This is a genomic window from Variovorax sp. 10N432, assembly GCF_056394465.1.
This window is the reverse complement of sequence record NZ_JBFTHX010000034.1, coordinates 25,288-46,939: the sequence shown is the minus strand read 5'-3', so window position 1 is coordinate 46,939 and position 21,652 is coordinate 25,288. Positions and strand designations below refer to the sequence as shown.

General features: G+C 69.4%; 15 protein-coding genes and 1 pseudogene. 8 read left to right on the top strand and 8 right to left on the bottom strand.

From position 1 onward, the window contains the following. Window positions 1-17: 17 nt before the first annotated feature. The 5 genes from AC1DF3_RS28545 to glpD are packed head-to-tail and all read right to left on the bottom strand — an operon-like array spanning window position 18 to window position 5,517. A complete protein-coding gene (locus AC1DF3_RS28545; protein ID WP_286524725.1) occupies window positions 18-830 on the bottom strand; it encodes a carbohydrate ABC transporter permease in 813 nt (270 codons plus the stop codon). Then, the gene (locus tag AC1DF3_RS28540) at window positions 827-1,717 is read right to left on the bottom strand and encodes a carbohydrate ABC transporter permease (RefSeq protein WP_286532424.1); all 891 of its coding nucleotides are present in this window, start codon (window positions 1,715-1,717) and stop codon (window positions 827-829) included. Before AC1DF3_RS28540 ends, AC1DF3_RS28545 begins: the two co-directional genes overlap by 4 nt. Then, window positions 1,714-2,784: an ABC transporter ATP-binding protein gene (locus AC1DF3_RS28535; protein WP_286532422.1), complete on the bottom strand. Its 1,071-nt coding sequence runs from the start codon at window positions 2,782-2,784 to the stop codon at window positions 1,714-1,716. The genes AC1DF3_RS28540 and AC1DF3_RS28535 overlap by 4 nt, the downstream gene beginning before the upstream one ends. Before the next feature lies 1 nt (window position 2,785). Next, window positions 2,786-3,862, bottom strand: coding sequence for an ABC transporter ATP-binding protein (locus tag AC1DF3_RS28530; protein ID WP_286532421.1), 1,077 nt, complete (start codon window positions 3,860-3,862; stop codon window positions 2,786-2,788). Beyond that, entirely contained in the window at window positions 3,853-5,517 is a 1,665-nt protein-coding gene (gene glpD / locus AC1DF3_RS28525) for a glycerol-3-phosphate dehydrogenase (RefSeq protein WP_478141597.1), read from the bottom strand. The genes AC1DF3_RS28530 and glpD overlap by 10 nt, the downstream gene beginning before the upstream one ends. A 98-nt stretch (window positions 5,518-5,615) precedes the next feature. Here glpD and AC1DF3_RS28520 point away from each other — a divergent pair, with 98 nt between their 5' ends. Genes AC1DF3_RS28520 through AC1DF3_RS28510 form a run of 3 tightly spaced genes read left to right on the top strand, consistent with a single transcriptional unit; the run spans window position 5,616 to window position 8,213 of the window. Next, window positions 5,616-6,386, top strand: coding sequence for a DeoR/GlpR family DNA-binding transcription regulator (locus tag AC1DF3_RS28520; protein ID WP_286532418.1), 771 nt, complete (start codon window positions 5,616-5,618; stop codon window positions 6,384-6,386). 12 nt (window positions 6,387-6,398) lie between these two features. Further along, window positions 6,399-7,892 (top strand): glycerol kinase GlpK, encoded by a 1,494-nt coding sequence (glpK, locus tag AC1DF3_RS28515; protein ID WP_478141596.1) that lies wholly within the window; start codon window positions 6,399-6,401, stop codon window positions 7,890-7,892. Between the two features lie 30 nt (window positions 7,893-7,922). Further along, window positions 7,923-8,213 carry a nucleotidyltransferase family protein gene (locus AC1DF3_RS28510; protein WP_478141595.1) on the top strand — a complete coding sequence of 97 codons (291 nt, stop codon included), beginning with the start codon at window positions 7,923-7,925 and terminating at the stop codon, window positions 8,211-8,213. Window positions 8,214-8,264: 51 nt separating this feature from the next. Here the strand turns inward: AC1DF3_RS28510 and AC1DF3_RS28505 are convergent, their stop codons facing one another. The 3 genes and pseudogenes from AC1DF3_RS28505 to AC1DF3_RS28495 form a co-directional block, all read right to left on the bottom strand. Then, a complete protein-coding gene (locus AC1DF3_RS28505) occupies window positions 8,265-9,221 on the bottom strand; it encodes an alpha-E domain-containing protein (protein ID WP_286524877.1) in 957 nt (318 codons plus the stop codon). 34 nt (window positions 9,222-9,255) lie between these two features. Next, entirely contained in the window at window positions 9,256-10,749 is a 1,494-nt protein-coding gene (locus AC1DF3_RS28500; RefSeq protein WP_286532413.1) for a circularly permuted type 2 ATP-grasp protein, read from the bottom strand. An 86-nt stretch (window positions 10,750-10,835) separates the two neighbouring features. Beyond that, a pseudogene (locus AC1DF3_RS28495) lies at window positions 10,836-13,243 on the bottom strand (DNA internalization-related competence protein ComEC/Rec2). Between the two features lie 165 nt (window positions 13,244-13,408). Between AC1DF3_RS28495 and AC1DF3_RS28490 the strand changes: the two are divergent. The 5 genes from AC1DF3_RS28490 (at window position 13,409) to AC1DF3_RS28470 (ending at window position 21,648) form a co-directional block, all read left to right on the top strand. Next, complete coding sequence (locus AC1DF3_RS28490; RefSeq protein ID WP_478141594.1) at window positions 13,409-16,906, top strand: transglutaminase family protein; 3,498 nt, start codon at window positions 13,409-13,411, stop codon at window positions 16,904-16,906. Between the two features lie 87 nt (window positions 16,907-16,993). Then, window positions 16,994-19,696, top strand: a complete 2,703-nt coding sequence (locus AC1DF3_RS28485; RefSeq protein WP_286532410.1) for a circularly permuted type 2 ATP-grasp protein — start codon at window positions 16,994-16,996, stop codon at window positions 19,694-19,696. 34 nt (window positions 19,697-19,730) lie between these two features. Further along, window positions 19,731-20,717 (top strand): transglutaminase family protein, encoded by a 987-nt coding sequence (locus AC1DF3_RS28480; protein ID WP_478141593.1) that lies wholly within the window; start codon window positions 19,731-19,733, stop codon window positions 20,715-20,717. After that, window positions 20,714-21,172 (top strand): RidA family protein, encoded by a 459-nt coding sequence (locus AC1DF3_RS28475; RefSeq protein ID WP_286532406.1) that lies wholly within the window; start codon window positions 20,714-20,716, stop codon window positions 21,170-21,172. The genes AC1DF3_RS28480 and AC1DF3_RS28475 overlap by 4 nt, the downstream gene beginning before the upstream one ends. After that, the gene (locus tag AC1DF3_RS28470; protein WP_286533104.1) at window positions 21,169-21,648 is read left to right on the top strand and encodes an Lrp/AsnC family transcriptional regulator; all 480 of its coding nucleotides are present in this window, start codon (window positions 21,169-21,171) and stop codon (window positions 21,646-21,648) included. The genes AC1DF3_RS28475 and AC1DF3_RS28470 overlap by 4 nt, the downstream gene beginning before the upstream one ends. Window positions 21,649-21,652 lie beyond the last annotated feature (4 nt).

The window sequence follows — 21,652 nt, the reverse complement described above, 5'->3', positions numbered from 1 at the left end:
GGTGTGCTCCTCGATTCTCAGACGCGGCCCATCGCGAAGCCCTTGGCGATGTAGTGCCGCACGAACCAGATCACGATCGCGCCCGGCACGATGGTCAGCACGCCGGCCGCCGCCAGCGTGGCCCAGTCCATGCCCGAGGCGCTCACGGTGCGCGTCATGGTCGCGACGATCGGCTTCGCGTTCACGCTGGTGAGGGTGCGCGCCAGCAGCAGCTCGACCCAGCTGAACATGAAGCAGAAGAAGGCCGCGACGCCGACGCCGGCCTTGATCAGCGGCAGGAAGATGGTGAGGAAGAAACGCGGGAACGAGTAGCCGTCGATGTAGGCCGTCTCGTCGATCTCGCGCGGGATGCCGCTCATGAAGCCCTCGAGGATCCAGACCGCCAGCGGCACGTTGAACAACAGGTGCGCCAGCGCCACGCCCAGGTGGGTGTCCATCAGGCCGACCGTCGAGTAGAGCTGGAAGAACGGCAGCAGGAACACGGCCGGCGGCGTCATGCGGTTGGTCAGCAGCCAGAAGAAGACATGCTTGTCGCCAAGGAAGGAATAGCGCGAGAACGCATAGGCGGCCGGCAGTGCGACGGTGAGCGAGATGACGGTGTTGATGCCGACGTAGATCAGGCTGTTGATGTAGCCCGAGTACCACGACTCGTCGGTGAAGATGCGCCGGTAGTTCTCCCAGGTGAGCTGCTGCGGAAAGAACGAGAAGCTCGACAGGATCTCCTCGTTGGTCTTGAAGCTCATGTTGACCATCCAGTAGATGGGCAACAGCGCGAAGACGAGGTAGAGCACCATGAACAGGGTGCGCTTCTGGAAGCGGTCTTCGTTCATTTTTCCTCCTCGACGTCCAGCGTGCCGACGCGCAGCATCCAGTTGTAGAGCACGAAGCACAGCAGCAGGATGATCAGGAAATAGATCAGCGAGAACGCCGCCGCCGGGCCCAGGTCGAACTGGCCGACGGCCTTCTGCGTGAGGTACTGGCTCAGGAAGGTGGTGGCATTGCCGGGCCCGCCGCCGGTGAGCACGAAGGGCTCGGTGTAGATCATGAAGCTGTCCATGAAGCGCAGCAGCACGGCGATCACCAGCACGCCGCGCATCTTCGGCAGCTGGATATAGCGGAACACCGCGAACTTGCTGGCGCCGTCGATCCGCGCCGCCTGGTAGTAGGCATCGGGGATCGAGCGCAGGCCCGCGAAGCACAGCAGCGCGACCAGCGGCGTCCAGTGCCAGACGTCCATCAGCAGCACGGTGAGCCAGGCATCCCTGGCATTGCCGGTGTAGCTGTAGTCGATGCCCATCTTCTGCAGCGTGTAGCCGAACAGGCCGATGTCGGCCCGGCCAAAGATCTGCCAGATGGTGCCGACCACGTTCCACGGGATCAGCAGGGAGAGCGCGACGATCACGAGCACGGCGGAGGCCTTCCAGCCGGTGGCCGGCATCGACAGCGCGAGCAGGATGCCGAGCGGGATCTCGACCACCAGCACCGCGATCGAGAACCCGAGCTGCCGCCACAGCGCCGCGTGCAGTTCGTCGTCGCGCATCACGGCGGCGAACCACTCGGTGCCGACGAACACGCGCCGCTCGGGCGAGATGATGTCCTGCACCGAGTAGTTGACGACCGTCATCAGCGGCACGATGGCGGAGAAGGCGACGCACAGCAGCACCGGCAGCACCAGCCACCAGGCCTTCTGGTTGATGGGCTTGTTGGATCCGTTCATGCCACCAGCTCCTCGTCTCGATAGAAGCAGCTCTTGGCGCCGAGCACCTTCAGCCACACCGTGGCGCCGGCCGCGGGCACCACGGCCTCGGAAGCGAGCCTGGCCTTCAGGGCACTGCCGTTGACCTGCGCGGTGAGCATCAGGTGGGTGCCCACGTCCTGCAGCTGCGTCAGCGTCGCGGGCACGGCGCCCGGCGCGCTGGGCTCGGCCAGCGCGACGTACTCGGGCCGGATGCCGAGCTTGAGCGCGCCCTGCGGCAACTCGCGCGTCGCCGCCAGCCGCGTGCCCGCGATGTCGAGCATGCCGCCCGTGCTGATCACCGGCAGGAAGTTCATGCCGGGCGAGCCGATGAAATGGCCCACGAAGGTGTGGGCCGGGCGCTCGAACAGGGCCTCGGCGCTGCCGATCTGCACCGCCTTGCCGCGCGTCATCACCACCACTTCTTCGGCGAAGGTGAGCGCCTCGACCTGGTCGTGCGTGACGTAGATCAGCGTCAGCTTGAGCTCGCGGTGGATCTGCTTGAGCTTGCGCCGGAGCTGCCACTTGAGGTGTGGATCGATCACGGTCAGAGGTTCGTCGAAGAGCACCGCCGAGACGTCGCTGCGCACCAGCCCGCGGCCGAGCGAGATCTTCTGCTTGGCATCGGCGGCGAGGCCGGCCGCGCGCTGGTTGAGCTGGCCGCTCATGTCGAGCATCTCGGCGATCTCGCCGACCCGCCTGCGGATCTGCTCGGCCGGCACGTTGCGGTTGCGCAGCGGGAAGGCGAGGTTCTGCGCCACGGTCATGGTGTCGTAGATCACCGGGAACTGGAACACCTGGGCGATGTTGCGCTGCTGCGGGGTCTCGAGCGTCACGTCGCGGCCGTTGAACTTGACGCTGCCCTTCGACGGCGCCAGCAGGCCCGAGATGATGTTGAGCATCGTGGTCTTGCCGCAGCCAGAGGGCCCGAGCAGGGCATAGGCGCCGCCGTCGCGGAAGCTCATCCGCAGCGGCAGCAGCGCGTAGTCGCTGTCCTGCGTCGGATTCGCGCGGTAGGCATGGGCGAGGTCGAGATCGATGCGTGCCATGTCAGCCTTTCGGGCGGCGCCAGTCGGGCGCCACGGCGAGCCGCTCGCCGCCGTCGAACACATAGGCTTGCGGCGCATGGAAGTACAGCGTGACGGCGGCGCCGAGATCGAAGCGGTGCACGCCGGTCAGCTGCGCGACCAGTTCGCCCACCAGGGTCTCGACGTGGACGAAGGTGTCGGAGCCCGAGATCTCGGCCAGCTCGACCTTGCCCGGCAGCGCGATGCCGCCCTCGCCCGCCTGCACGTCGAGCGCGCTGGCGCGCACGCCGACCGTGACCGCGCCGTCGACACCGGCCGGCAGCGCGATCGGAAGCAGCGGGCCGCCCTCGATCTGGACGCCTTCGGCGACCACGCGGCCGGCCATCAGGTTCATCGGCGGATCGCTGAAGGCGCGTGCCACCCGCAGCGATTGCGGCGCATGGAAGACCTCGGCGGTCGGGCCGTACTGCAGCAGCTCGCCGGCATCCATCACGGCCGTGTAGCCGCCGAGCAGCAGCGCCTCGCCGGGCTCGGTGGTGGCGTAGATGACGGTCGAATCGCCGCTCGCGAAGAGCTGCGTGAGTTCTTCGCGCAGGCCCTCGCGCAGCTTGTAGTCGAGGTTGACCAGGGGCTCGTCGAGCAGCATCAGCGGCGCGTTCTTGGCCAGTGCGCGCGCCAGCGCCACGCGCTGCTGCTGGCCGCCCGACAGCTCGGCCGGATAGCGGTCGAGGAACATGCCGATATGCAGCTTGTCGGCCAGTTCGCGCACCCGCGCCTCGACGTTCTTCTCGCCGCGCAGCTTGAGCGGCGAGCCGATGTTGTCGGCCACCCTGAGCGACGGGTAGTTGATGAATTGCTGGTAGACCATCGCCACGTTGCGCTGGCGCACGGGCACGCCGGTCACGTCCTGGCCGTCGACCAGGACCTTGCCTTCGGTCGGCGCGTCGAGCCCGGCCATCAGGCGCATCAGGCTGGTCTTGCCGGCCTGCGTCGCGCCCAGCAGCACCGTCACCGCGCCGCTGTGGGGCGCGATGCTCTGCGGGTAGAGCCAGGTCTGCGGACCCGACTTCTTGGTGACGCGTTCGAGGCTCAGCTGCATGGGGCTCCTTCCTTCGAGCGGGCGTGGCGCTGCATCCAGGCGCCCACCTGGTCGCGCTGCTGCGGCGTGAAGCGCAGGCCGAGCTTCGAACGGCGCCAGAGCACGTCGTCGCCGCTGCAGGCCCACTCCTGGTCTTGCAGGTAATGCAGCTCGCGCTCGTGCAGGCCGGGGGCCACGGCCGGCCCGAGCTCGGCCATCGACGCGGCGTCACCCAGCACTTCGGAGATCCGGGCGCCGTAGGCCCGTGCCAGGCGGTGCGCCAGCGCGGGCTCGAGCCAGGGGTGCCGCACCTGCACGGCGGCCACGAAGCGTTCGAAGTCGTCGTCGGGGCGCGTGCTGCGGGTGGTCGCGCCGATCCAGTCGGCGAGGTCGCCGCCCGCCATGAAGGCGCCGTCGGTCCAGGCGCTGCGGGTTTCGCCCAGCATCCGTCCCACCTCGTCGGCGGCGTCCTCGGCCAGCTTGCGGAAGGTGGTGATCTTGCCGCCCCAGACCGACAGCAGCGGCGCCGCCGCGGTGTTCGACTCGAGCATGTAGTCGCGCGTCACGGCAGCGGGGTCGCCCGAGGCGTCGTCGAGCAGCGGCCGCACGCCGGAATAGGTCCAGACCACGTCCGACGGCTTCACGGGCTGCGCGAAATAGCGGCTGGCCTGCTCGCACAGGTAATCGATCTCGTCGGCGCCGATGCGCGCCGCGCCCGGATCGTCGCCTTGCAGCTCGATGTCGGTGGTGCCGATCAGCGTGAAGTCGTCCTGGTAGGGAATCGCGAAGATGATCCGCTTGTCGGGGTTCTGGAAGATGTAGGCGTGGTCGTGGCCGAAGACGCGCGGGACCACGATGTGACTGCCCTTGACCAGCCGCAGGTGCCGCGTCGCCAGCGCCTCGCCCTGCGCCGAATGCGCCACGCCGCGCAGGAAGGCCTCGGCCCAGGGGCCGGCGGCGTTCACCACGGCGCGGGCACGCACCGTGCGCCGTCCCTCGGGCCCCTCGAGCACCGCGGTCCAGCCGTCGGCACTGCGCTGCGCGCTCGCGCAACGGGTGCGGGTCAGCACCTCGGCGCCGCGGGCGCGGGCGTCGATCGCGTTCAGCACCACCAGGCGTGCATCGTCGACCCAGCCATCCGAATAGACGAAGCCGCGCTTGAACGCCGGCTTGAGCGCCGCACCGGCCTCGTGGCGGCGCAGGTCGACGGTGCGCGAGCCCGGCAGCACTTCGCGCCTGGCCAGGTGGTCGTACAGGAACAGGCCGATGCGGATCATCCAGGCCGGCCGCATGGAGGGGTCGTGCGGCATCACGAAACGCAGCGGCCACATGATGTGAGGCGCGCTCTTGAGCAGCACCTCGCGCTCCTGCAGCGCCTTGCGCACCAGCGAGAACTCGTAGTACTCGAGGTAGCGCAGGCCGCCGTGGATGAGCTTGGTCGACGAGGACGAGGTGTGGGCCGCGAGGTCGTCCTTCTCGCAAAGCAGCACGCGCCAGCCGCGACCCGCGAGGTCGCGCGCGATGCCGCAGCCGTTGATGCCGCCGCCGACGATGAGCACGTCGCAGTCGGTGGCCGACGGCTGCTGTGGCGAGGCAATGGCGCTCACGGCGATAGGTTCCGATCCGATGTGACTTGGTTCACGATCAAGGGGCTTTTCGCTTTCGAATCTTTTCATTTTGGTTCCTTACGATGCGATTTTCCTAGTCGTTAACCCTAAAGTCCATTCGTTTTTGTTCGTTCTAAAGTAGAACGCGCCGCTTCTCCCTTCCCCCCGTGAATTCCAACCCGCGCCAGCTCAAGCTCCTCAACACCGTCCGCACGCGAGGCTCGATCACGGTCGAGCAGCTCGCCGACATGCTCGGCGTCACGCTCCAGACGGTGCGCCGCGACGTCCAGCGACTGGCCGACGAAGGCCTGCTGGCGCGCTTCCACGGCGGCGTGCGGGTGCCGAGCTCGACCACCGAGAACATCGGCTACCGGCAGCGCGAGACGCTGCACGCCGAAGGCAAGGCGCGGATCGCGCGCGCGGTGGCGGCCCGAGTCCCCAACGACTGCTCGCTGATCCTCAACATCGGCACCACCACCGAGGCGATCGCCAAGGCGCTGCTGCGCCATACCGGCTTGCGGGTGATCACCAACAACCTCAACGTGGCCAGCATCCTGAGCGACAACCCGGCCTGCGAGGTGATCGTGGCGGGCGGCTCGGTGCGGCTGCGCGACCGCGCCATCGTGGGCGAGGCGACGGTCGACTTCATCCGCCAGTTCAAGGTCGACATCGCGCTGATCGGCGTCTCGAGCATCGAGGACGACGGCACCTTGCGCGACTTCGACCTGCGCGAGGTGAAGGTGGCGCAGACCATCATCGCCCAGGCGCGCGAAGTCTGGCTGGCGGCCGACGCCAGCAAGTTCAACCGGCCGGCGATGATCGAGCTGGCGAAGCTGTCGCAGATCGATTGCCTGTTCACCGATGCCGAGCCGCCGCCGCCTTTTCCCGAACTGCTGGAGCGCGCCCAGGTACGCTGCGAGATCGCGCGCGACACCTGAAGGATTCTTTCCATGACCTACCTGCTGGCCCTCGACCAGGGCACTTCCAGTTCACGCAGCATCGTGTTCGATGCCGAAGGCCGCATCGTCGCCATCGCGCAGCGCGAGCTGACCCAGATCTACCCGCGTCCCGGCTGGGTCGAGCACGATCCGATGGAGATCTGGAACAGCCAGCTCGCCACCGCACGCGAAGTGCTGGACAAGGCCGGGCTGCAGCCCGCCGACATCCATGCCGTCGGCATCACGAACCAGCGCGAGACCACGCTGCTGTGGGACCGCAAGACCGGCCAGCCGGTGCATCACGCGATCGTCTGGCAGGACCGTCGCGCCGAGCCGCTGTGCGCCCAGCTGCGCGCCGACGGCATGGCCGACCCGATCCGCGAGAAGACCGGCCTGGTGATCGACGCCTACTTTTCGGGCACCAAGCTGCGCTGGCTGCTCGACAACGTGCCGGGCGCGCGCGCCGCCGCCGGGCGCGGGGAGCTGGCCTTCGGCACGGTCGACAGCTGGCTCATGTGGCAGCTGACCGGCGGCAAGGTGCACGTGACCGACGTCAGCAATGCCTCGCGCACGATGCTGTTCAACGTCCACGCCAACCAATGGGATGCCGAGCTGCTGAAGGCGCTCGACATCCCGGCCTCGCTGATGCCCGAGGTCAAGCCGTCGAGTGCGCATTTCGCCGACATCGACGCCGCCCTGCTCGGCCGCAGCCTGCCGATCGGCGGCGTCGCGGGGGACCAGCAGAGCGCCCTCTTCGGCCAGGCCTGCTTCGCGGCCGGCATGGCCAAGAACACCTACGGCACCGGCTGCTTCATGCTGATGCACACGGGCGGCGCCTTCCAGCCTTCGCACAACGGCCTGCTGGTGACCAGCGCGGCGCAGACCAGTGCGACGCCGCAGTTCGCGATGGAGGGCAGCGTCTTCGTCGGCGGCGCGGTGGTGCAATGGCTGCGCGACGGCCTCAAGGCGATCCAGGGCAGCGCCCAGGTGCAGGCGCTGGCCGAGAGCGTGCCCGATGCCGGCGGCGTGATGATGGTGCCGGCCTTCACCGGGCTCGGCGCGCCCTATTGGGACGCCGACGCGCGCGGCACCATCACCGGCCTGACGCGGGGCACCACCGTCGCCCACATCGCGCGCGCGGCGCTGGAGAGCATCGCCTACCAGAGCGCCGCGCTGCTGCAGGCCATGAGCCGAGACGCGGTCGCCGCGGGCGGCATGCCGGTGGCGGAACTGCGGGTGGATGGCGGCGCCTGCGTGAACGACCTGCTGATGCAGTTCCAGGCGGATCTGCTGGGGATTCCTGTGGTGCGGCCCGAGGTCACAGAGACCACGGCGCTCGGGGCCGCCTATCTCGCGGGGCTGTCGACCGGGGTCTATGCCGACGTCGGACAGCTGTCGAAGCTGTGGCGGGTCGAGCGCCGCTTCATGCCGACCTTGAGCCGCGCCAAGGCCGAGGAGGCGATGGGGCGGTGGGCGCTGGCGGTGCGCAGGGCGACGCTGGTGTGAGTCAGCGCCTGTTCGCTAAGATGCAACCCCATGAAGCCGTCGCTTGCCCTGGAACGCCAACGCGGTGCCATTCGCGAAGCCGCTGCCCGCTATCGCGTCGCCAATCCGCGCGTGTTCGGATCGACGCTCCACGGCACCGACGAAGACGGCAGTGACCTGGATCTGCTGGTGGATGCTCTTCCGGGTGCAACGCTGTTCGACCTGGGGGGGCTGCAGGATGAGCTGGAACACTTGCTCGGCATCCAGGTCGGCCTGAAGACGCCCGCCGACCTTCCACCCAAATTCCGCGAACAGGTGCTGGCCGAAGCGCTTCCCGTATGAGCCAGAACCGTCTTCAGGGCTGACTCGTCTGGGGCACGATCCAAAGCCCGCTCAGTGCCCCGGCACCAGAAAGTCCTGGCTGATCCGCCACCCCAGCTCGTTCACCCGGTCGAGGAACTGCGTCAGGTAGGCATGCAGCCCGGTCGCGAGAATCTCGTCGACCCGCGCGTACTGCAGGTCGGCCAGCAGCTTGCCGGCGCGGCGCTGCGTCTCGGCGCTCTGCTCGTTCTTGACCATGTCGAGGTTGCTCACCACCTCGCGCAGGCTGGCGTGCAGCGATCGCGGCATGTCGGCGCGCAGGATCAGCAGCTCGGCCACGCGCTCGGGCTTGATCACGTCGCGGTACACCTTGCGGTAGACCTCGAAGGCCGAGACGCTGCGCAGGATCGCGCTCCAGTGATAGAAGTCGTACTCCTGGTCTTCCTCGGTGGCGGTGCCGAAGAACTCGCTGTTGAGCGCATGGAACTTGACGTCGACCAGCCGCGCCGTGTTGTCGGCCCGCTCGAGGAAGGTGCCCAGGCGCGAGAAGTAGAAGGCCTCGTCCTGCAGCATGGTGCCCAGCGTCACGCCGCGCGACAGGTGCGAGCGGAACTTGACCCACTCGAAGAACTGGCCCGGGTCGCGCTCGAAATCGCCCGCGCGCAGCATCCGGTTGACTTCCAGCCAGGTCGTGTTCTGGGTCTCCCAGGCTTCGGTCGGCAGCGAGCCGCGCACGGCCCGCGCGTTCTCGCGCGCCGCGCGCAGGCAGGACAGGATCGACGACGGGTTCGACTCGTCCTTGACCATGAACTCCATCACCTCGTCGGGCTTGAATCCCTGGTGCTCCTCGTTGTAGAGCGGCAGCAGTTCGCTGATCGACAGCAGGCCCTGCCAGCCGTACTGCGCGACCTCGGCCGACTGCGGCAGCATCGAGGTCTGGTAGTTGACGTCGAGCATGCGCGCGGTGTTCTCGGCCCGCTCGGTGTAGCGCGACATCCAGTAGAGGTGATCGGCGGTGCGTGACAACATCATGGGTGTGCTTCCGTGTGCTCTCTTCTTCTGATCAGGACTGGCTTTGCGACTGCGCCGGCGCGCGCGGCCGGGCACTGCGATCGGCCTCGAGGATCCAGGTGTCCTTGGTGCCGCCGCCCTGCGACGAGTTGACCACCAGCGAGCCCTCCTTGAGCGCCACGCGCGTGAGGCCGCCGGGCACCATCTGCACCTCCTTGCCCGACAGAACGAAGGGCCGCAGGTCGATGTGGCGCGGCGCGATGCCGGCGTCGACGAAGGTCGGCGAGGTCGACAGGCTCAAGGTCGGCTGCGCGATGTAGCCGTCGGGCTTGGCGAGCACGGCCTTCTTGAAGTCCTCGATCTCGGCCTGGGTCGCGGCCGGACCAATCAGCATGCCGTAGCCGCCGGCGCCGTGCACCTCCTTGACGACCAGGTCCTTCATGTTCTCGAGCGTGTAGGCGAGCTCGTCCTTGTTGCGGCACATGTAGGTCGGCACGTTCTTCAGGATCGGCTTCTCGCCGAGATAGAACTCGATCATCTTCGGCACGTAGGGATAGATCGACTTGTCGTCCGCCACGCCGGTGCCGACCGCGTTGCAGATCACGACGTTGCCTTCGCGGTAGGCCTGCATCAGGCCGGCGCAGCCCAGGGTCGAGGTCGGGCGGAACACCTCGGGGTCGAGGAAGTCGTCGTCGACCCGGCGATAGATCACGTCGACCCGGCGCGGGCCGCGCGTGGTGCGCATGTAGACGAAGTCGTCCTTGACGAACAGGTCCTGCCCCTCGACCAGCTCGACGCCCATCTGCTGCGCCAGGAAGGCGTGCTCGAAGTAGGCGCTGTTGTACATGCCGGGCGTCAGCACCACCACCGTCGGCTCGGCGGTGGCCGGCGGCGCCGAGGCGCGCAGGGTCTCGAGCAACAGGTCGGGATAGTGGGCGACCGGCGCGATCCGGTTCTGGCTGAACAGCTCGGGGAACAGCCGCATCATCATCTTGCGGTTCTCGAGCATGTAGCTCACGCCGCTGGGAACCCGCAGGTTGTCCTCGAGCACGTAGTATTCGCCGTTGCCCTGGGCGTCGGGGGCGCGGACGATGTCGATGCCCGAGATGTGCGAATAGATGTCGTTCGGTACCTTGACGCCCACCATCTCGGGCCGGTACTGGGCGTTGTTCAGGATCTGTTCGGCCGGGATCACACCGGCCTTGATGATCTCCTGCCCGTGATAGACGTCGTGGATGAAGCGGTTCAGCGCCGTGACCCGCTGGACCAGGCCTTTTTCCATCGAGGCCCATTCGTGCGCCGGGATGATCCGCGGCAGCAGGTCGAACGGGATCAGGCGCTCGGTGCCCGAACCGTCCTCGTCCTTGGCGCCGTAGACGGCAAAGGTGATGCCCACCCGCCGAAAGATCAATTCGGCTTCCTCGCGCCGCGACCGCATCACCTCGCCGGGTTGCCTGGCGAGCCATTGGTCGTAACGCTTGTAGTGGCTCCGGACCGCCGCGCCGTTGTAGGGCAGCTGTTCGTACATCTCATCGAATTTGTGCATGGGACGACCAATCTCCTTGGCCATAGCTTAGCAAGTTCAAGGCCAAACCCGGGCGGCGAATGACGGAATTTGCGCCCCCGGGACGCTCAGGGCGGCAGGTGATGCCAGTAGCGCCGACCCTGCACCCGCTCGCACCGGAGCTGTTCCGGGGCACTGCTCGCCCAGGTGGCGGCACCGCAGCGCGCCGACTCCACCAGCGAGATATCCCGCGCCCGGTAGCGCGCCACCACCTCCCCGGCCGGATGCCCGAATCGATTGCGCCAGCCGGCCTGGACCAGCGCGATGCGCGGCTGCATGGCGTCGAGCAGCAGCCCGCTCGACGAGGTCTTGCTGCCATGGTGCGGGACCAGCAGCAGGTCGGCCCGCAGCCCGGGCGTGCGGGCCACCAGCGCCGCCTCCTGCAGCCGCTCGATGTCGCCGGCCAGCAGGGCGGCCACCCGGCCATTGCCGATGCGCAGCACGCACGAGATGGCATTCGGCTTCGGCGGCGCAAACACGGTGTAGTCGTCGGCCCGGGGATGCAGCACTTCGAAATCAACGCCGTCCCAGGTCCAGCGCTGGCCGGCCTCGCAGCGCTGCGCGGCACGCACCGCCTGCAGCGGGTGCCCGGGTTCGATCGAGCTCAGCAGCATCGACTGCGGCTGCGCGGCGAGCACCGCGGCGGCACCGCCGCTGTGGTCGCTGTCGCGGTGGCTCTCACCACCATCGCATCGAGCCGCTCGCCGAGCGCGCGCAGCAGCGGCACCAGCACCCGCTGCCCGGCATCGCTTTCGAGGCTGTAGCGCGGGCCCGTGTCGTAGAGCAGGCTGTGCGAGGCGGTGCGCACCAGCACCGCATTGCCCTGCCCGATGTCGGCGGCCAGCAGTTCGAACTCTCCCGGCGCCGGGCGCGGCGCCTGCCACACCAGGGCCGGCAGCAGCAGCGGCAGCCCCAGCATGCGCATCGACCAGGGCAGCCGCATCGCCAGCAGGACGCCGCCGGCCACACCGGCGATGGCGGTCCAGAGCGGCGGCGCCGCCATCGACAAGGTCGCGAACGGCAGGCCCGCCAGCCACTCCAGCACGGCCAGCAGCGCCTGGACCGACCCGGCGGCCAGGTGCCAGAGCGATGGCACGACGACGCCCAGCATCGCCAGTGGCGTCACCACCAGCGTGACCCAGGGGATCGCGATCGCATTCGCCAGCAGGCCGACGACCGAGACCTGCTGGAACAGCAGCAATGTGAGCGGCGTCAGCGCCAGCGTCACGACCCACTGCTCGCGCAGCAGGCGCAGCAGGCGGGCACCGATGCCCGACGGCGCGTCGCCGGGCGCCGCGGCGTCGGCCGCGAACAGCACGCCGACGGCGACGAAGCTGAGCCAGAAGCCGGCCTGCATCAGGGCCCAGGGGTCGGCCGCGACCACCACCGCGCAGGCCAGCAGCCAGACGAAGGGCCAGGGCCAGCGCCGGCCGGTGAGGCGCAGGACCCCGATGGCCGCGAGCATCAGCACCGTGCGCTGCGAAGGCACGCCCCAGCCGCTGAACACCGCGTAGAGGGTGGCGAGCAGCACGCCGCCGATCAGGGCGGCATGCGGCGCCGGCCAGCGCAGCATCAGGCGGGTGCTGCGGCGCCACAGCACGCCGACGCCCAGCGTGGCGAGCCAGGCGAACATCGTGATGTGGAGCCCCGAGATCGACACCAGGTGGGCCACGCCGGTGGCGCGGAAGACGTCCCAGTCGCTGCGCTCGATGGCGTTCTGGTCGCCGGTGACCAGCGCCGCGATCACGCCGGCATGGCGTGGCTCGTCGACCTGCTCGAAGATGGCGTCGCGCACCGCCTCGCGCAGGCGCTCCACGGGATGGCGCCAGGTCGAAGCCAGCCGTTCGGGCTGCGGATCGCGGGCGCCATTGCGCACCTGGCCGCTGGCCTGCTCGCCCCGTTCCCACATCCACAGCTCGCGATCGAAGCCGTGGGGGTTCAAGCTGCCGTGCGGCGCCCTGAGCCGAACCGCCAGGCGCCAGCGCTCGCCCGCCCGGACCGATGCGGCCAGGGCCGCGGGCGGTGCCGCGTCGGTTTCGGACCGGCCCCACAGGCCACCGCCCTGCGCGTACCAGGCGAGCGAAATCCGCGCCGGCACGCGCGGCGGTTCTTCGCCGTCCATCGATCCGGCGACCCAGCGCGCCGACGCCACCTCGAAGGTGAACCGCGTCACGCCCGCGCCATGCTGGGGCATGCCCGCGACCCGCCCCTCGACCCACAGGTCGCGACCCTCGACCGCCGCAGGCAGGGCACCAGCGGCGTACGCCACCGCGCGCCAGCCCGCCAGGCCGCCCCCCGCCATCGCACCGACCCACAGGGCCACCGACAGTTGCAGGCCGGCCGGCAGCCCCCAGCGCATCGCACGCAGCGCGAACCAGCCGGCCACCCCGACGCCGAGCAGCCCGGCATAGACAGCGCCATGCCACAACGCGCCCTGCTGCAGCTGCAGCGCAGCGCCCAGCACCGACCCCGCCATCGCGGCGAAGGCGGCCAGGGCGTGCCGCTCCCGGCCGGCCCTCACGACCCGACTCCAGACTTCATGTGCAATTCACTCCCTGCGCACTTCTTTGGCGCGCAAATTGCTTTGTGTGTCGGCTAGTATGCGTCTCACTCCGAGGCACCCTCGACGCACCGAGAAACAATGTCCATCCACGCCGCACTCCACCACGTCACCCACTACAAGTACGACCGTCCGGTGCAACTCGGCCCCCAGGTGGTCCGGCTGCGCCCGGCGCCGCACTGCCGCAGCAACGTCATCTCGTATTCGCTGCAGGTCGAACCCGCCGAGCATTTCGTCAACTGGCAGCAGGACCCGTTCGCGAACTACCAGGCGCGGCTGGTGTTTCCCGAGAAGACGCGCGAGTTCAAGGTCACGGTCGACCTCGTGGTCGAGATGGCGGTCTACAACCCCTTCGACTTCTTCCTCGAGCCACAGGCCGAGAACTTCCCATTCAAGTACACCGAGTCACAGGCCCAGGAACTCGCGCCCTACCTGGTGGCCGACGAGGCGACGCCGCTGGTCAAGGCCTACCTCGAGAAGATCGACCGCAAGGAACAGCGCACCATCGACTTCCTGGTCGGCCTCAACCAACAGGTGCAGCAGGACGTCAACTACCTGATCCGCATGGAGCCCGGTGTGCAGACGCCGGAAGAAACGCTCGCCAACGCCTCGGGCTCCTGCCGCGACTCGGGCTGGCTGCTGGTACAGCTGCTGCGCCACTGCGGGCTGGCTGCGCGCTTCGTGTCGGGCTACCTGATCCAGCTCACGCCCGACGTCAAGGCGCTCGACGGCCCGAGCGGCACCGAGGTCGACTTCACCGACCTGCACGCCTGGTGCGAGGTCTACCTGCCGGGCGCCGGCTGGATCGGGCTCGACGCCACCTCCGGCCTGCTGGCCGGCGAAGGCCACATCCCCCTGGCCTGCACGCCGACGCCCTCGAGCGCCGCGCCGATCGAAGGCGTGGTCGACGATGCCGAGGTCGAGTTCGGCCACGAGATGAAGGTCACGCGCATCTACGAGTCGCCGCGTGTCACCAAGCCCTACACCGACGAGCAATGGACCGAGATCGTGGCCCTGGGCGATGCGGTCGACAAGCGCCTGAAAGCCGGCGACGTGCGGCTCACGATGGGCGGCGAGCCGACCTACGTCGCGACCAGCGACCGCGATGCGCCCGAATGGAACACCGATGCGCTGGGCCCGACCAAGCGCGGCTATGCCACCGAACTGGTGCACAAGCTGCGGGCCGAATACGGCCAGGGCGGCTTCCTGCACTTCGGCCAGGGCAAGTGGTACCCGGGCGAGCAGCTGCCGCGCTGGGCGCTGTCGATCTACTGGCGGGCCGACGGCCAGACGCTCTGGCACAACCCCGAGCTGTTCGCCGACGAGCGCCATCCCACGCACTACACCAGCGAGGACGCGCAACGCTTCACCACCGTGCTGGCGCATCGCCTGGGCCTCACCGAGCGCTACATCCAGCCCGGCTACGAGGACGTCTACTACTACCTCTGGCGCGAACGCCGGCTGCCGGTCAACGTCGATCCCTTCGACTCCAAGCTCGACGACGAGATGGAGCGTGTGCGCTTGCGACGGGTGTTCACGCAGAAGCTCGATGCGGTGATCGGCTACATGCTGCCGATCGAGGCCGGCAACGCCGACAGCGATGCGCCGGCGCTGGCCGGCCCGGGCTGGAAGACCGGCCCCTGGTTCCTGCGCGACGACCGCATGTACCTGATCCCCGGCGACTCGCCGATGGGCTACCGGCTGCCGCTCGACTCCCAGCCCTGGACCCGCAAGGGCGACTACCCCTACCTGGTCGAACGCGACCCGACCGCGCCGCTCGGCAGCCTGCCCAGTGCCGCCGACTACCGCGCCCGCTACAGCGCCCTCGCGCCGAGCGGCGCGAGCGGCGACCGCGGCGCCGTGCCCTATGCCTTCGGCGCGCCCGAAGCCACGCCGGCGGCGCTGCGCATGCAGTCGCCGGGCGACGGCCCGGACCGCTCGACGGACGACACCATCGACCCGACCACGCCGCGCCAGCCTCGGCGCGGCGAGTCGGCGCACTGGATCACGCGCAGCGCGCTCTGCGTCGAGGTCCGCGACCCGCGCCGCGCCAATGGCCCGGCGGCCGAGAAGCTCGGCAGTGCCTCGGGCGTGCTGTATGTCTTCATGCCGCCGCTGGCACGGCTCGAGGACTACCTCGACCTGGTCGCGGCGATCGAGGCCACGGCCGAGCAGCTCGGCGTGAAGATCGTCATGGAAGGCTACCCGCCGCCGCGCGATCCGCGCCTGAAGCTGCTGCAGGTCACGCCGGACCCGGGCGTGATCGAGGTCAACATCCACCCCGCGCACAACTGGCGCGAGCTCGTGGACCACACCGAGTTCCTCTACAACGCGGCCTTCGAGACCCGCCTGTCGGCCGAGAAGTTCATGACCGACGGCCGCCACACCGGCACCGGCGGCGGCAACCACTTCGTGATGGGCGGCGCGGTGCCCACCGACAGCCCCTTCCTGCGCCGGCCCGAGCTGCTCGCCAGCCTGCTGCTCTACTGGCACAACCATCCATCGCTGAGCTACCTGTTCTCGGGCATGTTCATCGGCCCGACCAGCCAGGCGCCGCGGGTCGACGAGGCCCGCAACGATCAGGTCTACGAACTCGAGATCGCGCTCAAGGAGATCGCCCGCAACCGCGAGATCTACGGCCAGAACATGCCCGCCTGGCTGGTCGACCGCACCCTGCGCAACATCCTGGTCGACGTCACGGGCAACACCCACCGCAGCGAGTTCTGCATCGACAAGCTCTATTCGCCCGATTCCAGCACCGGCCGCCTGGGCCTGCTCGAGCTGCGCGCCTTCGAGATGCCGCCGCATGCGCGCATGAGCATCGCCCAGCAACTGCTGCTGCGCGCCTTCATCGCCCGCTTCTGGGACGCGCCGTACCAGGCGCCGGCCACGCGCTGGGGCACCGAGCTGCACGACCGCTTCCTGCTGCCGACCTTCGTCAAGATGGACTTCGACGACGTCATCAGCGAGATGCGCCAAGCCGGCTTCGCCTTCGACCCGAACTGGTTCGCGCCGCATTTCGAGTTCCGCTTCCCGCTGGTCGGGCAGGTGCAGGCGATGGGCGTCGAGCTGTCGCTGCGCAATGCCCTCGAACCGTGGCACGTGATGGGCGAGGAAGGCTCGGCCGGCGGCACCGTGCGCTATGTCGACTCGTCGCTCGAACGCATCGAGGTGCGCGTCACCGGCCTCAACGAGAGCCGCCACGTCGTCACGGTCAACGGCAAAGTGCTGCCGCTGCAGCCCACCGGCACGGTCGGCGAGTTCGTGGCCGGCGTCCGCTACAAGGCCTGGAATCCGCCGTCGTCGCTGCATCCGAGCATCGGCGCCCATGCGCCGCTGACCTTCGACATCGTCGACACCTGGATGAAGCGCTCGCTCGGCGGCTGCCAGTACTTCGTCGCCCATCCGGGCGGGCGCAACTACGACACCTTCCCGGTCAACGCCTACGAGGCTGAGAGCCGGCGCCACTCGCGCTTCACGCGCATGGGCCACACGCCGGGCCTGATGAGCACGCCGCCGGCGACCATAGAGCTGGCGGGCAGCCGCGAGTTCCCGTTCACGCTCGACCTGCGGCGCTGAGCGGATGCCGAAGCGGCGCGGCGTTTCGGACTTTTCTCACGCGAGCGAATCTCGTCGTCGTGACCGCAGTGTGACAATCGGCGCACCGTGGACCCACTGAACGAATCCCTCTTCGACGCCCAGGCCCTGGAAGCGCCTGCGGCGCTCGCGGCCGCGCTCGCCCCCCCGGCCGCACCCGGCCATTTCGACGAACTGCGCGGCGGCGCGACCCCGGAGGACGAAGCGCGCCAGGGTGCCCCGTCGCAGCCGGCGCCGCTCTACGATGCCGCCGCCCCCCGTCCCGAGACGCCGCCCGCGCAGGCGGACGACGATGCCGGCGACCGGGCACCGCTGGCGCCCGCCTGGAGCGGCTTCTTCGAGAACCTCGGTCCGGGCGGCTTCGACGACCTGCCAAGGCGCGCGATCAGCCTCGAGCGCCAGATCCGCGACAACGGCGTCACCTACAACGTCTATGCCGACGCCGACGGTCCGCAGCGGCCGTGGTCGCTCGACCTCTTTCCGCTGATCGTCTCGCCGGACAGCTGGGCCCAGATCGAGGCCGGCGTGCAGCAGCGCGTGCGGGTGCTCGACCACGTGATGGCCGACGTCTACGGTCCCCAGCAGCTGCTCGCCGAAGGCTTGCTGCCGCCGGCGCTGGTGCAGGGCCATCCGGGCTACCTGCGGGCGCTGCACGGCGTGCGCCCGCCGGGCGACACCTGGCTGCACATCGCCGCCTTCGACCTCGCGCGCGGGCCCGACGGCAACTGGTGGGTGGTCTCGCAGCGCACCCAGGCGCCTTCGGGCCTGGGCTACCTGCTCGAGAACCGGCTCGCCATCGCGCGCCAGTTTCCGCAGGCCTTCGAGAACCTGCAGGTGCAGCGCCTGGCCGCCACCTACAACGCGATGATGGAAGGCCTGCAGCGCATGTGCCCGGCCGGCCAGCCGCCGCACATCGCGCTGCTGACGCCCGGCCCCTACAACGAGACCTACTTCGAGCACGCCTACCTGGCGCGCTACCTCGGCATCACGCTGGTCGAGGGCAATGACCTCACGGTGCGCGACCAGCGCCTCTATCTCAAGACGCTGCAGGGCCTGCGGCCGGTGCACGGCCTGGTCAAGCGGCTCGACGACCAGTTCCTCGACCCGCTCGAACTGCGACCCGACTCCACGCTCGGCGTGCCGGGCCTGCTGCAGGCGATCCGCGCCGGCAACGTGCTGGTGGCCAACATGCCCGGATCGGCCTTCCTCGAATCGCCGGCGCTGCTGGGCTTCCTGCCGGCACTGGCGCGACGCCTGATCGGCGAGAAGCTGCAGCTGCCCGCGCTGCCGACCTGGTGGTGCGGCGAGCGCGCGGCGATGGAAGCCGTGCTGCCGCAGCTGGCCGACTGCGCGATCAAGGCGACCTACCCCGATGTCGACGCCCACACCAGCTTCGATGCCGTGCTGGGGCGCCACATGGGCCGCCGCGAGCTCGACGAATGGGCCGGCCGCATCGTGCGCCAGGGCGAGGCCCACACGGTACAAAGCTACCTGCCGCTGTCGCAGATGCCGACCTGGACCCAGGACCTCGGCCGCGGCCACATCGCGCAGCGCTCGGTGCTGCTGCGGGTGTTCGCGGTCAGCGACGGTCCGCGCTCCTGGCGCGTGCTGCCGGGGGGGCTGGCGCGGCTGGCCGGACGCGACGCGCAGATCGCCTCGATGCAGCGCGGCGGCAGCAGCGCCGACGTATGGGTGCGCACCGACGGCGAGGTCGACCGCACCACGCTGCTGCAGCCGCACGCCACGCCGGCCTCGCTGGCGCGCCACCGCGCCCCGGTCACCAGCCGCGCGGCCGAGAACATGTTCTGGCTCGGGCGCTACACCGAGCGGGCCGAGAACGCGGTGCGGCTGGCCCGGCTCACGCTCGACCTGCTGAGCGGCGAAGACCAGTCCTCGCGCGCCCTGCTGGTCTGGCTGCATCAGCTGGCCCAGCGCAATGCGCTGGTGCCGCCCGAAGTACCGAGCCTGCCCAAGTCGCGGCGCGTCTTCGAGCGGGCGCTGATCGCCGAGCTCGGCAACGTCGACACCGGGGGCAGCGTGGGCTGGAGCCTGCGCTGCATCCGCCAGTCGGCCGCCGCGGTGCGCGAACGCCTGTCGCAGGACCACTGGAACCAGATCGTGCGCGCCGAGTCCGACTTCCTGCGGCGCAGCGCCGAACAGGCCGGCGAGAAGGCCGAGGGCGGCTACGCCACCGGCATCGCGCTGCGCCTGCTCGAATCGGCCAGCACCTCGCTGTCGGCCATGACCGGTGCCCAGACCGACCGCATGACGCGCGACGACGCCTGGCGGCTGCTCTCCATCGGCCGCCACATCGAGCGGCTCGGCTTCCTGTCGAGCGCGCTGGCCGCCGGCTTCGAGCATGGCTCGGTGCACGAGGTCAGCGGCTTCGAGGCGATGGTGGCGCTGTTCGACAGCACCATCACCTTCCATGCACGCTACCAGCAGCGGCGCGACGTCGCCACCCTGGTCGACCTGCTGGTGCAGGACGGCGACAACCCGCGCTCGCTGGCGTGGGTCACGCACACCCTGCGCAAGCGCATCGCCAAGCTGGCGGGCAGCGCGCCCGACAAGCTCACCGCGCTGTCGTACGACCTGCCCGACCCCGACACCTGGACCCTCGAAGGGCTTTGCGAGGCCGGTCCGGAGGCCCAATACCCGGCCCTGGTGCAGTTGTTCGCCGCCAGCGAAACCGCCGCCTACCATGTGTCGGATGCCATCGGCACGCGCTACTTCACGCTGACCTCCGAATCGCTGCGTTCCGTGGGCGCCTGAGGCCGCGCGCCCGGGGGCGAGTAAAGTCCCGTCCATGCTGCTTCACGTCACCCACGCCACCCGCTACGACTACGCGCCGCCGGTCGAGACGGCGCAGCACCTGGCGCACCTGAAGCCGATGAACACGGCCTCCCAGCGCCTGGTGAGCCACGCGCTGACGATCAGCCCGACCCCGGCCCAGCACGGCGAATCGCCGGACGTCTACGGCAACACCCGCGCCTTCTTCGCGCTCGAAGCGACCCACGAGGAGCTGGTGGTCACCGCCGAGAGCGTGGTCGACACCGCCCCGCCGGTGCTGTCGCCGGCGATCGCCCGGGAGCTGCCCTGGGAAGAGGTGCGCGAGCGCTTCCGCTATGTCAAGGATTCGAGCTACGACCCGGCCTCGGATTTCGTCTTTCCGTCGCGCTATGTGCCGCGCCATGACGACTTCGCCGCCTACGCACGGGCCAGCTTCGCGCCCGGCCGGCCGGCCTTCGACGCCGCGATGGACCTGACGCTGCGCATGTACCGCGATCTCGAATACGACGCCGGCAGCACCGAGATCAGCACGCCGGCGATCGAGGCGCTGGCCCAGCGCAAGGGCGTCTGCCAGGACTTCGCCCACATCATGATCGCCTGCCTGCGCACCCTCGGGCTGCCGGCCCGCTACGTGAGCGGCTACCTGCTGACCCAGCCGCCGCCGGGCCGGCCGCGCCTGATCGGCGCCGACGCCTCGCATGCCTGGGTCTCGGTCTACCTGCCGGGCGCCGACGGCCCCGGCGACTGGGCCGACTTCGACCCGACCAACGGCCGCCAGCCCGGCGAGGACTACGTGACGCTGGCCATCGGACGCGACTACTCCGATGTCTCGCCGATGCGCGGCGTGCTGCATGGCGGTGCACGCCACACGCTCGCGGTCAGCGTCACGGTGCGGCCGCTCGAAGAGCTGAAGGAGCAGGCGGCGGCCGTGGCGGCGTCGCAGTCCCAAACGCAGTCCCAATCCCAATCCCAATCCCAATCCCAGAACAAGGAATCCTCATGAGCGTCTACGACAAACTCACCGCCCTCGGCATCACCCTGCCCCCGGTGGCCACGCCCGCCGCGGCCTACGTGCCCTTCGCGCGCACCGGCAACCTGGTCTTCCTCTCCGGCCACATCGCCCGCAAGGACGGCAAGCCCTGGGTCGGCCAGCTCGGCGGCGCACTCGGCACCGACGAAGGCAAGCAGGCCGCGCGCGCGATCGCGATCGACCTGCTCGGCACCCTGCACGCGGCGGTCGGCGACCTGAACAAGGTCAAGCGCATCGTCAAGCTGATGAGCCTGGTCAACTCCACGCCCACCTTCACCGAGCAGCACCTGGTGACCAACGGCGCCAGCGAGTTGATGGCCGAGGTCTTCGGCATCGAGAAAGGCGCCCATGCGCGCAGCGCCTTCGGCGTCGCTCAGATCCCCTTCGGCGCCTGCGTCGAGATCGAACTGATCGCCGAAGTTCAATAAGTGATTCATTGGACGACACCGACCGCCACCTGCTGAGCCTGCTCCAGGCCGACGCCCGCGAGCCCGCCGCGACGCTGGCGCGCAAGCTCGGCGTGGCGCGCACCACGGTGGTCGCCCGCATCGCGCGGCTGGAGCGCGACGGCGTGATCGCCGGCTATGGCGTGCGGCTCGGCCAGCGCCTCGAACACGCAGCCGTGCGTGCGTACTGCGGCCTCAGCGTGGCCCCGAAGGCCGGCGCCGCGGTGGTCCGCGCGCTCGAACGGCTGCCCGAGGTCGAGGAACTCTCGGCCGTCAGCGGCCAGTACGACTACATGCTGGCCCTGCGCTGCGAGACCAACGAGCAGCTCGACGCGCTGCTCGACCGCATCGGCCTGATCGAAGGCATCCAGCACACGCACACCTCGGTGGTGCTGAGCCGCAAGATCGACCGGCGCAGCGCGGTGCCGCCGGGGCAGGCCCAGGGCGGACCGGATTGATTTT